Annotated in this window: 17 protein-coding genes; 6 read left to right on the top strand and 11 right to left on the bottom strand. The window is 69.7% G+C overall.

Translation table 11 applies throughout. From position 1 onward, the window contains the following. The first annotated feature begins 15 nt into the window (after positions 1–15). Positions 16–222 carry a hypothetical protein gene (locus J0I43_RS01095; protein WP_292857681.1) on the top strand — a complete coding sequence of 69 codons (207 nt, stop codon included), beginning with the start codon at positions 16–18 and terminating at the stop codon, positions 220–222. 39 nt (positions 223–261) lie between these two features. Here the strand turns inward: J0I43_RS01095 and J0I43_RS01090 are convergent, their stop codons facing one another. Together J0I43_RS01090 and J0I43_RS01085 are read right to left on the bottom strand one after the other, a co-directional pair. After that, positions 262–2,322, bottom strand: a complete 2,061-nt coding sequence (locus J0I43_RS01090; protein WP_292859018.1) for an ABC transporter ATP-binding protein — start codon at positions 2,320–2,322, stop codon at positions 262–264. 94 nt (positions 2,323–2,416) lie between these two features. Continuing rightward, positions 2,417–3,064, bottom strand: coding sequence for a DUF1345 domain-containing protein (locus J0I43_RS01085; protein WP_292857678.1), 648 nt, complete (start codon positions 3,062–3,064; stop codon positions 2,417–2,419). Positions 3,065–3,185: 121 nt separating this feature from the next. Here J0I43_RS01085 and J0I43_RS01080 point away from each other — a divergent pair, with 121 nt between their 5' ends. Continuing rightward, positions 3,186–4,712, top strand: a complete 1,527-nt coding sequence (locus J0I43_RS01080; RefSeq protein WP_292857675.1) for a DHA2 family efflux MFS transporter permease subunit — start codon at positions 3,186–3,188, stop codon at positions 4,710–4,712. Positions 4,713–4,788: 76 nt separating this feature from the next. Then, positions 4,789–5,340 carry a type 1 glutamine amidotransferase domain-containing protein gene (locus J0I43_RS01075; RefSeq protein ID WP_292857672.1) on the top strand — a complete coding sequence of 184 codons (552 nt, stop codon included), beginning with the start codon at positions 4,789–4,791 and terminating at the stop codon, positions 5,338–5,340. A gap of 27 nt (positions 5,341–5,367) precedes the next feature. Here the strand turns inward: J0I43_RS01075 and J0I43_RS01070 are convergent, their stop codons facing one another. The 8 genes from J0I43_RS01070 to ychF form a co-directional block, all read right to left on the bottom strand. Next, positions 5,368–5,499 (bottom strand): hypothetical protein, encoded by a 132-nt coding sequence (locus J0I43_RS01070; RefSeq protein ID WP_292857670.1) that lies wholly within the window; start codon positions 5,497–5,499, stop codon positions 5,368–5,370. A 73-nt stretch (positions 5,500–5,572) separates the two neighbouring features. Next, positions 5,573–5,782 (bottom strand): hypothetical protein, encoded by a 210-nt coding sequence (locus J0I43_RS01065; RefSeq protein WP_292857667.1) that lies wholly within the window; start codon positions 5,780–5,782, stop codon positions 5,573–5,575. A gap of 107 nt (positions 5,783–5,889) precedes the next feature. After that, positions 5,890–6,768: a hypothetical protein gene (locus J0I43_RS01060; protein WP_292857664.1), complete on the bottom strand. Its 879-nt coding sequence runs from the start codon at positions 6,766–6,768 to the stop codon at positions 5,890–5,892. Positions 6,769–6,876: 108 nt separating this feature from the next. After that, on the bottom strand, positions 6,877–7,320 hold the full coding sequence (locus J0I43_RS01055; protein ID WP_292857661.1) for a VOC family protein: 444 nt from the start codon (positions 7,318–7,320) through the stop codon (positions 6,877–6,879). A gap of 70 nt (positions 7,321–7,390) precedes the next feature. After that, the gene (locus tag J0I43_RS01050; RefSeq protein WP_292857658.1) at positions 7,391–7,933 is read right to left on the bottom strand and encodes a GNAT family protein; all 543 of its coding nucleotides are present in this window, start codon (positions 7,931–7,933) and stop codon (positions 7,391–7,393) included. Continuing rightward, on the bottom strand, positions 7,933–8,340 hold the full coding sequence (locus tag J0I43_RS01045) for a type II toxin-antitoxin system VapC family toxin (RefSeq protein ID WP_292857655.1): 408 nt from the start codon (positions 8,338–8,340) through the stop codon (positions 7,933–7,935). Before J0I43_RS01045 ends, J0I43_RS01050 begins: the two co-directional genes overlap by 1 nt. Then, complete coding sequence (locus tag J0I43_RS01040) at positions 8,337–8,618, bottom strand: type II toxin-antitoxin system Phd/YefM family antitoxin (RefSeq protein WP_292857653.1); 282 nt, start codon at positions 8,616–8,618, stop codon at positions 8,337–8,339. Before J0I43_RS01040 ends, J0I43_RS01045 begins: the two co-directional genes overlap by 4 nt. Positions 8,619–8,639: 21 nt before the next feature. Continuing rightward, positions 8,640–9,713: a redox-regulated ATPase YchF gene (ychF, locus tag J0I43_RS01035; RefSeq protein WP_292857650.1), complete on the bottom strand. Its 1,074-nt coding sequence runs from the start codon at positions 9,711–9,713 to the stop codon at positions 8,640–8,642. 153 nt (positions 9,714–9,866) lie between these two features. On the opposite strand from ychF, the gene adhP reads away from it, so the two are divergent. From adhP to J0I43_RS01020, 3 genes are all read left to right on the top strand, one after another. After that, entirely contained in the window at positions 9,867–10,934 is a 1,068-nt protein-coding gene (gene adhP, locus J0I43_RS01030; RefSeq protein ID WP_292857647.1) for an alcohol dehydrogenase AdhP, read from the top strand. 138 nt (positions 10,935–11,072) lie between these two features. Beyond that, positions 11,073–11,660: an exonuclease domain-containing protein gene (locus J0I43_RS01025; RefSeq protein ID WP_292857644.1), complete on the top strand. Its 588-nt coding sequence runs from the start codon at positions 11,073–11,075 to the stop codon at positions 11,658–11,660. 79 nt (positions 11,661–11,739) lie between these two features. Further along, positions 11,740–12,999, top strand: a complete 1,260-nt coding sequence (locus J0I43_RS01020) for a DNA recombination protein RmuC (RefSeq protein WP_292857641.1) — start codon at positions 11,740–11,742, stop codon at positions 12,997–12,999. 8 nt (positions 13,000–13,007) lie between these two features. On the opposite strand, the gene J0I43_RS01015 is transcribed toward J0I43_RS01020, so the two are convergent. Beyond that, the gene (locus tag J0I43_RS01015) at positions 13,008–13,199 is read right to left on the bottom strand and encodes a UDP-N-acetylmuramyl pentapeptide phosphotransferase (RefSeq protein WP_292857638.1); all 192 of its coding nucleotides are present in this window, start codon (positions 13,197–13,199) and stop codon (positions 13,008–13,010) included. Positions 13,200–13,208: the final 9 nt, after the last annotated feature.

The raw sequence follows: 13,208 nt of genomic DNA, 5'->3' as shown, positions 1-13,208 counted from the left end.
GGTTAGGGTGGGGCCATGTCCGGCACTTCTTCGAACGTCCCCGACCTCCCCGAGTCTCCCGAGGGTCCTGACCTCGACGCGCTCCGCGACGAGATCGACGAGCTCAAGAAGGTTCCCACCGAGGAGCTCGTCAATCCGAAGCCCGTCTTCGTCGAGGAGAACGAACCGACGCCGAAGCCGACCGACGCGATCGGATCCGAGAAGTGGTCGACCGAGGCCTGAGTCCCTCTGCGGCTGCGCGCTGAGCCGTCGCTGCGGCGTTCACGCCGGCGGCAGCTCGCCCTCGGCATCCCAGGCCGGCGGGGCGCCCGGGGCTGAGGCAGGCGGATCGGCGACGAGTCGCGCGGCATCCGCCCCCGCGGCACCCTCGGGCGCGCGGTCGGCGCGTCGATCCGGCAGCGCGCGGGGCGCCGCCGCCGCATCGATGCCCTCGATCCGCGCGGCGGCCATCTGCTCTGCGGCGAGCTCGGCGTAGAGGCCGCCGCGGGCGAGGAGCTCGGCGTGGGTCCCCGACTCGACGATCCGGCCCGCATCGACGACATGGATCGTGTCCGCGCCGACGATCGTCGAGAGCCGGTGCGCGATCGACAGGGTCGTCCGCCCCGAGGCCGCCGTGTCGATCGCCTCCTGCACGATCCTCTCCGACACCGTGTCGAGCGCGCTCGTCGCCTCGTCCAGCAGCAGCACCGGCGGGTCTTTCAGCAGCACGCGCGCGATGGCGATGCGCTGCTTCTCCCCACCCGAGAGCCGGTAGCCGCGTTCGCCGACGACCGTGTCGTAGCCCATCTCGAACCCGCTGATGATGTGGTGGATGTTCGCGCTCGCGCATGCGGCCTCGATCTCGGCATCGGTCGCATCGGGTTTCGCGTAGCGGAGGTTCTCGCGGATGGTCGCATGGAAGAGATACGTCTCCTGCGACACGATGCCGATGTGATCGATGATCGACTCCTGCGTGAGGGTCCTCACGTCGGCTCCGGAGAAGAGGACGCTGCCGGCGGATGCCTCGTAGAACCGCGGTGCGAGGTACAGCACGGTCGTCTTCCCCGCGCCGGACGGCCCGACGAACGCGACGTGCTCGCCCGGCTCGGCGACGAAGGACACCCCGGCGAGAGTCGGCCGCGCGTCTTCCGTGGCATCCGGATAGCGGAAGACGACATCACGGAACTCGATCCGTCCGACCGGCCCGGGCGCCCCGGCGACGGTGATAGCGTCCGGGGCATCCTGAATCGCGGGCACGAGGTCGAGGTACTCGAAGATGCGGGCGAACAGCGCGCGCGACGTCTGCAGATCGAGGGCGACGCGCATGAGACCCATGAGCGGCTGCAGCAGCCGCGCCTGCACGGTCGTGAACGCGACGACCGTTCCCGCCGTGATCGTCGCGGCGCCAGCCGCTCCCCCGATGAGGTAGCCCGAGACGAGGTAGATGACGGCGGGGACGGATGCCATGAGCACCTGCACGACCGCGAAGAAGCCCTGCCCGCTCATGGCCCGCTGCACCTGCAGACGCACCTGGTTCGTGTTCTCCTCCCGGTAGCGCGCCGACTCCGTGCGCTGACGGTTGAACGCCTTGGACAGGAGGATCCCCGACACCGAGAGGGTCTCCTGGGTGATCGAGGTCAACTCGGAGAGGGACTCCTGCGTCTGCCCCGCGATGCGGGCGCGCACCTGACCGACGCGACGCTGCACGAACACGAGGATCGGCATGAGGACGACGGCGATGATCGTCAGCCGCCAGTCGATGAGCACCATCGCGACGAGCGCGGAGATCACCGTGACGACGTTGCCGAGGATGCTCGTGACGGTGTTCGTGAGGACGCCGGAGACCCCGCCCACGTCGTTCTGCAGGCGTGATTGGATGACGCCTGTCTTGGTCCGGGTGAAGAAGCCCAACTCCATCGCCTGCAGGTGGTCGAACAGGCGCACGCGCAGGTCGCCCGTGACGGCGTTGCCGACCGTCGAGGTGAGCCAGGTCTGCGCGACACCGAGGACCGCGGAGAGGAGGAAGAGGCCGATCATCGCGCCGACCAGCCGCCAGAGGAGCCCGAGGTCCACGCCGCTCGCGCCTCCCGCCCCGGCGGCCGGGAAGAGCGCTTCATCGAAGATCTGCTGGACGATGAGCGGCGGGATCACCCCGATCGCCGCCCCCGCGATGACGAGGAGTCCGGTGAGGACGATGCGACCGAGGTAGGGCCGGAACATCGCGACGACGCGCGCGCCGAGGTCCTCGACCTGCGGCGCCTCGGCATTCAGACGCTTCTGCGCAGCGACGTCCACGCCGCGGAATGCGGCGCCGCCGCGCATCCCCCCGCCCGGCCCGCCCATGCTCATGGCGTCACTCTAGCCGCGCCCACGGACACGCTCGCCGCACCGACGCACCCGCAGCGGAGGCACTGGGGATGCCGCCGATGGAACCCGCTCAGCCCAAGCCCGCGACGAGATTGACGACGCTCGCGAGGATCACGGCGCCGAAGAGATAGGCGACGAGGGTCTGCGCGACGACGAGCCGGCGGATCTCGTTCGCCCCGACGTTCGTGTCGGACACCTGATACGTCATCCCGAGCCCGACGGAGAAGTAGCCGAAGTCCGAATACATCGGATCGTCTTCCTGGTTGAAGTCGATGCCGCCGCCCTGCCCCATCTCCCGGCGCGAGTAGTAGCGATGCGCGTAGCGGAGCATGTAGTCCACCTGGATGAGTGCCCATGACGCGGCGACGGCGAGGATCGCGACGCCCGCCGTCAACGCCGCCGTGCGGGGATCGTCGCGGCTGTGGATGAGGACGGCGACGACGGCGCCGAGACTCACGATGCTGCCGGCGAGGGCGATCGTGCGGGCCACCGCGCGGCCGGGGTCCTCGGTGGTCGCGTGGGCGCGGGTCTGCGCGGCATCCATCGGCCAGAGCGCGATGAGCAGCCACGCGACGTTCACGATCGCGAGCGCCGCCCAGCCGGCGAGGAGGCCCGTGACGATCCCCAGCGCGGGCATGGCGGCGGCTGCCGTGCCGATGCCGACCGCGATCGAGAGCGGGCCGCGGACGGCCACGCGGGAACGCCGATGCGTGCTCATACCGCGATCGTCTCACTCGGGCCGGGAATAGCGTGTCAGACCCCGCCGTTACCCTTGAGGTTCGTCCCGTCCTGTCGACCGGGCACGGCTCCCCGTCCGCACGACCTCACAGGAGAACCGCATGTCCCGCGCCGCCACCGCACCCGTCACACTGCCGGGCGCCCCCGCGCACATCGGGCTCGCCGATCGCGTCGATCCGAAAGCGAGCCGCGTCATCTGGCTGCTGCTGTCGGCCGCCTTCGTCGCGATCCTCAATGAGACGACGATGGGCGTCGCGATCCCGCACCTCATCGGCGACCTCGGCATCACCGCGGTGCAGGCGCAGTGGCTCACCACCGCGTTCATGCTGACGATGGCGGTCGTGATCCCCACCACGGGCTTCCTCCTCCGCCGCTTCACGACGCGCACGATGTTCGCGGCGGCGATGGGCCTCTTCTCCGCCGGCACGCTCGTCGCCCTCCTCGCGCCCGGCTTCGAGATCCTCGTCGTCGCACGGGTCGTCCAGGCCTCGGGCACGGCGATCATGATGCCCCTGCTCATGACGACGCTCATGGACGTCGTGCCGCCGCACCTGCGGGGGCGCATGATGGGACGCGTCAGCATCGTGATGTCGCTCGCTCCCGCGATCGGGCCGACCCTCTCGGGCGTCATCCTCGACACCCTCAACTGGCGCTGGATCTTCGCGATCGTCCTGCCGATCGCCCTCATCGCCCTCGCCGTCGGCGTGCGCTGGATCCACAACCTCGGCGAGCAGACCCACGCGCCGATCGATCCGCTGTCGATCGTGTTGTCGGCCTTCGGCTTCGGTGGACTCGTCTTCGGTCTCAGCCAGATCGGCGGCGGCGGGCACGGTGGGACGGATGCCGCGGCACAGGCAGCCCAGGCGACCGCAGCCACGACCCTCATCGTCGCTCTCGCGGTCGGTGTCGTGGCGCTCGGCCTCTTCCTCTGGCGTCAGGTCGTGCTGCAGCGCCGCGACGACGCGCTGCTCGACCTCCGCATCTTCCGCTCCGGCAACTTCTCGCTGTCGGTCGCGCACTTCGCCGTGATGTCCCTCGCCTTCTTCGGCACGATCACGGCTCTCCCCCTGTACCTGCAGGGACCGCTCGGGCTCTCGACGACCGAGTCCGGCCTCGTCGTCCTCCCCGGCGCGGTCGCGATGGGTCTCCTGGGTCCGCTCATCGGGCGCATCTACGACCGGTGGGGAACGCGCGTGCTGCTCGTCCCCGGCACGGTCATCGTCGTCGCGATCCTGTGGTCGTTCACGACGCTCACCGAGTCGACGCCGGTGTGGTTCATCCTCGTGACGCAGACGGTGCTCTCGATCGGTCTCGCCATGTCGTTCACGCCGTTGTTCACGGCATCCCTCGGCTCGCTCACGCCGAAGTACTACTCGTACGGCAGCGCGACGGTCTCGACCGTTCAGCAGGTCGCGGGGGCCGCGGGCGTCGCGGTGCTGATCTCGGTGATGTCGTCCCGCAGCGCCTCCGCGCTCGCGGAGGGAGCCGGAGCCGCCGCGGCCGGCGCCGCAGGTGCGCGCAGCGCGTTCCTCGTGGCCGCGATCATGGCGATGCCGCTGCTGGTCAGCGCATTCCTCATCCGCAAGCCGGCCGACGACCCGTCCGCTCCCGCCGCGCACGGCCACTGATCGGGGCCGCGTAGCGCGTGCGGGGTCCGCCGTCCACCCCCGTGCGCAGTGCCAGGCGGCTCCGTAGCGTCGAAGCATGACTGACGAACTGAACGGCACGCGCATCGCTTTCCTCGCGACCGACGGCTACGAAGACTCCGAGCTCACGTCACCCTGGCGGGCTGTGACGGATGCCGGAGCGCAGGCTGTGCTCGTCTCACCGGCGAGCGGGGCGATCGAGGGTAAGAACGGACATACGCAGCAGGTCGATCTCACGAGTGCGGACGCGGATGCCTCCGCCTTCGACGCGCTCGTGCTCCCGGGCGGCGTCGTGAACGCCGATCACCTCCGGATGGACGCGGCATCCGTCGCATTCGCGCGCGACTTCTTCGCGCAGCACAAGCCTGTCGGTGCCATCTGCCACGCGGCGTGGACGCTCATCGAGGGAGACGTCGTGCGCGATCGGACCCTCACGAGCTACCCGAGTCTGAAGACCGACCTGCGCAACGCCGGAGCGACGTGGATCGACGACGAGGTCGTCGTCGACCAGGGCTTCGTCACGAGCCGCACACCCGACGATCTGCCGGCGTTCAACGCGAAGGTGATCGAAGAGATCGCGGAGGGACGGCACGCCGGTCAGACGGTGTGAACACCACCCCCGCGCGTGAGGAGCGCGTCAGTTCGTGCTGCAGCAGCCGCCACCGCAGCAGCTGGCACCCTCGTCGACGACGGGGAGGAGGTTCTGCTCGGCGCCCGGGAGCTCGCTGACGGGCTGCAGGGTCGGGGTGGGGAGGTTCGAGGTCGCCATGTCTCGATCATACGTCCGGCGCGGGTGGCAGGGCCGGGTCCGCGGCGCGGCGTCGCCGATGTGGACGCCTCGGCTAGACGCCGAGCTTCTTGGCGGCCTTCTTCGCGGCCTTGTCGACGATCTTTCGCGACTGATCGCGGGCCTTCCGCAGCGACGGATCGTCCCACAGGTGCTTGGCGGCCTTGCTGATCTCGCGGTAACGCGATCGACCGGCCCGCGCGCCGAGCACATAGGCTCCCGCGCCCACGAGGCCGACGACGAGCCAGAATTTGAATCCCGACATGGTGTTCCTTTCACGACGATTGACTCGAGGTTATGCCTCGAACGGGAGGCGACTTCAGGGGGTTGACAGGCGCGACTGCGCACTCACATGGGGCAAGGACGCTCCGGTCAGCGTCGGCGCTCGCGCCATCGCAGGGGCGCAGCCTCGCCGCCGAGTCGGCGGGCGACAGCCCCCGAGATGAGCCGCGCGTGCGCAAGTCGGGCGAGCACCTCGACGTGCACGCGGCGGACGCGATCGGCATCCCGTGTGAGCGCGGCGGGACCGGCGACCCGCCACCAGGCATCCATCTCGGCGAGCACCTCGGCGGCGTCGCTCTCGTTGATCAGTTCGCCCGTCAGGCGCCGCGGGCCCGATTGACGCCCCTCCTCGTCCGCCCGCCGCGCGCGCCACCACAGCACGGTCGCCCCCGCCGCCGCCACGACGAGGAGAGCGAGCCCGCTGGTCGGCGCGAGTGGGCGCTGAGCATCGGTCTCGCCCCACCGAGCGGTGACGGCGACCGACGCCGCGAGGAGCCACAGCCCGGCGACCAGCAGGATGAGCACCGCGGGCAGCCGCGAGCCCCAGAGCGATCCGTCGGCGCGGCGCGGTTCGAGCCAGCTGAGGAGCGCGAGGGATGCCTGCGCGCACAGCCCCGCCGGGAGCAGAGCCACCTGCAGAGCGAGGCCGCTGCGCGGCGAGAGGACGAGCGCCGCCGCCGCGGCGGCGAGCACGAACGCGAGGGCGAGGGCGGTGCGATGCCGCGTGGTCGTCAGTCGCAGAAGCCGCGCCGCAGGGTCGCGGCGGAGATTCGCGGCCTGCACGGCATCCAGGCGCGCGCGCTCGTGACCGGCGCGCAGATGCGGATCGGCGGCGAGCACGGCGACCCGCCATGCGTCCTCGACGGCGGCGGGCCCGTCGGCATAGTCCGCATCGAAAAGGAGCACGTCGACGCGACCGAGCGTGCGCTCATCGATCCCCGTCGCGGAGGAGTGCCCGTACCCGGCCATCGCCACCTCCCGTCCGCGCGTCGGACCGTCGGGATGCGCCTCAGCGTACGCTCGTCCGCGGTGAAAAGCTGTGCGATGCGATGCGATGCGATGTAGGACCGTGGCAGGTCACGCCCGCGGATACGCGCGCAGGTCCTGCGCGAGCATGAGGAGGATGCCGCTCGGGCCACGCAGGTACGTCAGCAGGTAGACGTCCTGGTAGTTCGCGACGCCGCGCAGCGGCGTGCATCCGTAACGTGCCGCGATCTCGAGCGCGGCATCCAGATCGTCCACCGCGAACGCCACGCGGTGCATGCCGATCTCGTGGGGAAGTGTCGGCGATGTCTCGATCGCATCGGGGTGCAGATACTCGAAAAGCTCCAGCTCGCCGCCGTCGGGCGTCTGCAGCACGGCGACCTTCGCGTGATTGCCGTCGAGCCCGACAGCGGTATCCGCCCAGGGCCCGCTCACTTCATCGCGACCGACCAGCCGGAGGCCAAGATCCGTGAAGAATGCGACGGTCGCGTCGAGATCGCGCACCGCGATCCCCACGTTCACGAACGAGATCACCATGGACGGATGCTACCCCGAGGCCCACCGCGCGGCAGCGCCACATCATGGATGGACATTTGCGGTCCAGGGCCTACGAGTCGGCCATCGGGACGCGTTCAAACGGCGCCGAAGGGTCCGAACCAAGCCGGCCGTAGGTATCGACATCGATCCGCTGCCCAGAGATGAGGAACTTCCCGCGTTCGGTGCCCTCCCGGACGAACCCGGCACGCCGGGCGATTGCACCGGACGCGGGATTGTTCACGCGATGGGCAAGTTCCAGTCGCTCCAACCCACGTGTGTTCAGCGCCCAATCCGCAACGGTGGCGGCCGCTTGACTCGTCCACCCGCGACCGCGCGCGGTGTCCGTCATCCAATACCAGAACCAGCCGCTCTTGTTCTCCTCGTCGACGGTGACGCAAACAAGCCCCGCGAGGACGTCGTTGTCCGCGACAGTCCAGGCCTCGTGAGGCGAGGAGGGAGCGATCAAGCGGTGAACGTAGTTCTCCGCATCCGCTAGGGTCACGACGCCGCCCTGCCTGGTCATATCGGGGTTGGACCTGAATGCTGTCAGTACTGCGGATGCGTCCGCGGCGCGAAGCCGACGAAGCGCCGGACCAGCTCCGTGCGTGGTCATCAAGGGTGTTCCGCGCCAGGAGCAATGACATCGAGCCCCGCAGCCAGCGCCGCCTCAGCGAGCCGGTGGTCATAGGTGAGGATGGCGTTGACGTCCAGCCGCATAGCCGCCTCCAAATGCAATGCGTCGAGAGTACGTAAATACGGCATCGGCAGAAGCCCCGCGGAGCGATAAGTAGCACGATCGAGAGCTGCGAGGGAAACGCCGTTAAGGATCGCGCTGACCTTGACCTGATCCCGCCCCTCGCGCACGGCCATTCGACGCAGCTCTGTTTCGAGCAGATCGCTCGACACCAGGGAGACATCCGCCTGGTCGAGCCAGGTCACCAGTGCCTCAGTCTCCACCTGCGCGACGAGAAGCGCGCCGAAAGCGGACGTATCCACGTAGACGAGGGGTGTGCGGTTCACCCCCGGTCCTCGCGAAGCTCGTCCATGATACGAGACATCGAGCGGTCGCCGTCTGCTGGCTCGGGCTTGAGCACAGCCCATCCTCCGACCCGTTTGGCAGGTCGAACGATCGGCAGTGTCGCGGCGGGCGCGTCGAGCGGAACGATGCGGCCGACCGGAATGCCGCGATTCGTCAACACGAACGACTCCCCCTCGCCCACAGCGCGAAGGACTCGGCCAGACTCATTGCGCAACTCGCGCTGTGAGAGGCTCTCCATCCCTGACTCAGACGCATCCATGGACAAACTGTAGCACGAGCGCTACACGTTGAAGCGGAACTCGACGACGTCGCCGTCCTGCATGACGTAGTCCTTGCCCTCGAGGCGCGCCTTACCTGCGGCGCGGGCGGCGGCGACCGATCCGAGCTCGACGAGGTCGGCGAACGAGATGACCTCGGCCTTGATGAAGCCCTTCTCGAAGTCGGTGTGGATGACGCCCGCCGCCTGAGGCGCCTTCCAGCCCTTGCCGATCGTCCAGGCGCGCGCCTCTTTGGGGCCCGCCGTGAGGTAGGTCTGCAGACCGAGGGTGTCGAAGCCGATGCGCGCGAGCTGATCGAGACCCGACTCGTCCTGACCGGTGGAGGCCAGGAGCTCCGCGGCATCCTCGGGGTCGAGGTCGATGAGCTCGGACTCGATCTTCGCGTCGAGGAAAACGGCCTTCGCGGGGGCGACCAGGGCTTCGAGCTCGGCCTTGCGGGCGGCATCCGTCAGCACCTGCTCGTCGACGTTGAAGACGAAGATGAAGGGCTTCGCGGTGAGCAGGCCCAGTTCCTTGATCGGATCGAGGTCGAGCGTCGACGCCGACAGCAGCTCCCCACGCTGGAGGGCGTCGCGCGCAGCCTCGGCAGCGGCGAGCACCGAGGGGTCGAGCTTGCGACCGCGCACCTCCTTCTCGTACCGCGCGATCGCCTTCTCGAGCGTCTCGAGATCGGCGAGCTGGAGCTCCGCGTTGATCGTCTCCATGTCGGATGCCGGGTCGACCTTGCCGTCCACGTGCACGACGTCGCCGTCGGCGAAGCCGCGGACGACCTGGGCGATGGCATCCGCCTCACGGATGTTCGCGAGGAACTTGTTGCCGAGCCCTTCGCCTTCGCTCGCGCCACGAACGATGCCGGCGATGTCGACGAACGATACGGCGGCGGGCAGAATGCGCTCCGAACCGAACACCTCGGCGAGCTTGTCGAGCCGCCCATCGGGCAGGTTCACGACGCCGACGTTCGGCTCGATCGTCGCGAACGGATAGTTCGCGGCCAGGACCTGGTTCTTGGTCAGCGCGTTGAAGAGGGTCGACTTTCCGACGTTGGGAAGGCCGACGATTCCGATGGTGAGTGCCACGGGATTCGATTCTACGCGGCCCGCTCCCCCCTCCCGCGTCGGGGCCGCCTCGATGACGATGCACGCAACAGGATGCAACGTGCCGCCGCCTAGCGTCGGGATCACCCTGCGGCGACGTCTGCCGCACCGATCGAACACGAGGAAGTGATGTCGATGACCACTGTCGCCCCCACCATCAACGCCGCCCGCGCGGGCGCTCCCACCACGACGATGCGCGCCGCCGTCGTCGTGACGTCGGGTCAGCCCCTCGTCGTCGAGGACGTGCCCGTCCCCACGCCCGGCCCCGGTCAGGCGCTCGTGCGCGTCATCGCGAGCGGCGTCTGCCACACCGATCTGCACGCCGCACGCGGAGACTGGCCGGTCGCACCGAAGGGCCACCTCATCCCCGGACACGAAGGCTACGGCGAGGTCGTCGCCCTCGGCGACGGCGTGACGACGCTCGAGGTCGGGCAGAAGGTCGGAAACGCCTGGCTCTGGTCGGCGTGCGGCGTCTGCCAGTACTGCCGCACGGGCTGGGAGACGCTCTGCGAACAGCAGCAGAACGGCGGCTACTCCGTCGATGGGAGCTTCGGGGAGTACATGCTGGTCGACGAGCGCTACGCCGCGCGCATCCCCGACGGGGCCGATCCCGTCGAGGTCGCGCCGATCCTCTGCGCCGGCGTCACCGTCTACAAGGGCCTCAAGATGACCGGCGTACGCCCCGGCGAGTGGGTGACGATCTCGGGCATCGGCGGACTCGGCCACATCGCCGTGCAGTATGCGCGCGCGATGGGCATGCGGGTCGCGGCGGTCGACGTGGACGACGCGAAACTCGACCTCGCCCGCCGGCACGGCGCCGAGGTCACGGTCAACGCCACGACCACCGACCCCGGCGAAGCCATCCAGGCGGCGACCGGCGGTACCCACGGCGTGCTCGTCACCGCCGTGCATCCCAAGGCCTTCGACCAGGCGCTGGCGGTCGTCCGCCGCGGCGCGACGATCGTGTTCAACGGCCTCCCGCCCGGGACGTTCGACGCCGACATCTTCGACATCGTGCTGCGCGCGATCACGATCCGCGGCTCGATCGTCGGCACCCGCCAGGACATGATCGAGGCGCTCGACTTCTATGCGCGCGGTGAGATCCATCCCACGGTCGCCGTCGAGTCCCTCGACGACATCAACGACATCTTCGAGCGGATGGAGCGCGGCAAGATCGACGGTCGCATCGTCATGACGTACTGACCGGCCCAGGGATCCGGGAGGGGTGGCCGCAGCAGGGCCGCCCCTCCCGGTACGTCTGCCAGGTACGTCTGCCGGGCACGTCTCCGGGGCGCGGCGCGCCTCCGCGTCGAGGCCGCTTCGGCGGGCGAGAGTGGACGCGTGGCCCTGGACTTCACCGCGATCGACTTCGAGACGGCGAACTCCTCCAGCGCCTCCGCCTGCGCCGTCGGCCTCGCCCGCGTCCGGGGCGGTCGGGTCGTCGAGACAACCGGATGGCTCATCAAGCCGCCGCCGGGGCACGACGCGTTCTTCGAGCTGAACATCGGCATCCACGGCATCCGCCCTGCCGACGTCGAGAACGCTCCGACCTGGACCTCTCAGCTCGACGACCTGTGCGCCTTCGTCGGCGACGACGTGCTCGTCGCGCATAACGCCGGCTTCGACATGGGGGTGCTGCGCCGCGCGTGCGAGGCGACGGATGCCGCGTGCCCGCCGTACCGCTACGCGTGCAGCCTGCAGATCGCCCGACGGACGTACGACCTCGCCTCCTATCGGCTGCCGCTCGTCGCGGCGGCCGCAGGCTTCCTCGACTTCCCGCACCATGACGCGACCGCCGACGCCCTCGCGTGCGCCCACATCGTGATCGACGCCGCACGTCGGGCTGGTGCCGACGACATCGTCGAACTCGCCATACTGCTCGGCGTCCGCGTGCCGCAGATCCCGGTTCCGGCTCCCGCCGCCGTCTGACCCGCTGCCGCACGCCACGACACGGGCCGCCGCGGAGCGGCGTGGCGGCGATGTCGGAGGCCTCCGGCATCCTGACGGTATGGATGCCATGATCATCATCGCTCTCGCGGTGGCCTGCCTGTTCGCAGGGATCCTCGCGGGCTGGTTCGCCGCGGCCGCACGCGCCGCGGAGCGCGCGGCGGGCGAGCGCGCGGAGCTCACGGCTCGCGCCGTCGCCGCCGAAGCCGCCCGGAACTCGCTCGGCGATCAGCTCGAGCAGCAGCGGGCGCTCACGCGCGAACTCGGTGCGCAGGTGCGCAGCGACCAGGCCGCGCAGCAGGAGCGCGAACGCCGCGAACAGGTCGTGCTGCGGGCACTCGCGCCCGTGCAGGAGACGCTGCTGTCGATGCAGAGTAAAGTCGACGAGCTCGAGCGCGAGCGCCAGGTGCAGTACGGAACGCTCGCCGAGCAGTTGCGGCGGGCTCATGCCTCCGACGAAGCCCTGCGCGCGACGACCGAATCGCTCGCCGGCGCGCTGCGTTCCAACGCGACCCGCGGGGTCTGGGGAGAGACGCAGCTGCGGCGCGTCGTCGAGTCGGCGGGGCTGACGCGCTATGTGGATTTCGACACCCAGGCATCCATCACCTCCGACGCCGGTGCGGGTCGACCCGATATGGTCGTGCGTCTTCCCGGCGGCAAGGGGCTCGCGGTGGATGCCAAAGTCCCACTCGATGCCTACCTCGAAGCGTCCGCGATCCCGCCGACCGCGCAGGGCGAGGAGGCCGCGCGGCGCGCGCAGCTGTTGCAGAAGCATGTGAAGGCCGTGCGCGGGCACATCGACGCGCTCGCGAAGAGGACGTACTGGGCGGGCCTCGAGTCGAGCCCCGAGTTCGTCGTGTGCTTCATCCCGAGCGAATCCCTCCTCGCCGCCGCGCTGGAAGAGGACCCGAGCCTGCTCGACTACGCCTTCGGCAAACGGGTCGCCCTCGCGTCCCCCGTGAACCTCTGGGCCGTGCTGAAGACGGTCGCCTACACGTGGACACAGCAGGACGTCTCCACCGAGGCACGGCGGCTCTTCGCGCTCGGGAACGAGCTCTACGAGCGGCTCGGCGCACTCGCCGGCCACGCCGACGACCTGCGCCGCTCGATCGAACGCACCGTCGAGAGCTTCAACCGCTTCACGGGCTCGCTCGAGTCACGGGTGCTCGTCAGCGCGCGCCGGTTCCCGGGCATCGACGAGACGAAGCTGGATGCCACGGTCGCGCCCGCCCCGATCGAGAAGCACCCGCGCACGCTGACGGCGCCCGAACTCACCGATCGGCTGAGCGCGGACGTCGGAGACCTGCGGGAGCGCTTGTGAGACGCGCTTCAGGCGCCGGGGAAGAAGTTGAGCAGCGCGACGACGGCGATCGACACGCCCGCGAAGGCTCCGATCATCCACCAGGCGTTGACCTGATGCCCCTCGGGCATCCGTCGCCGCAGGAGCACGTCGGGGCGGCGCGACGCGTCGACGGGGACATCGATCTGACCGGTCCTCGGACTGCTGGCTGCTGCGGACATATGAACCCC

Origin of the sequence: Microbacterium sp., assembly GCF_017305435.1 — a bacterium.
Lineage (GTDB): Bacteria > Actinomycetota > Actinomycetes > Actinomycetales > Microbacteriaceae > Microbacterium.
Note: the sequence above shows the minus strand (reverse complement) of the source record. Positions and strands in the feature narration are given on the sequence as shown.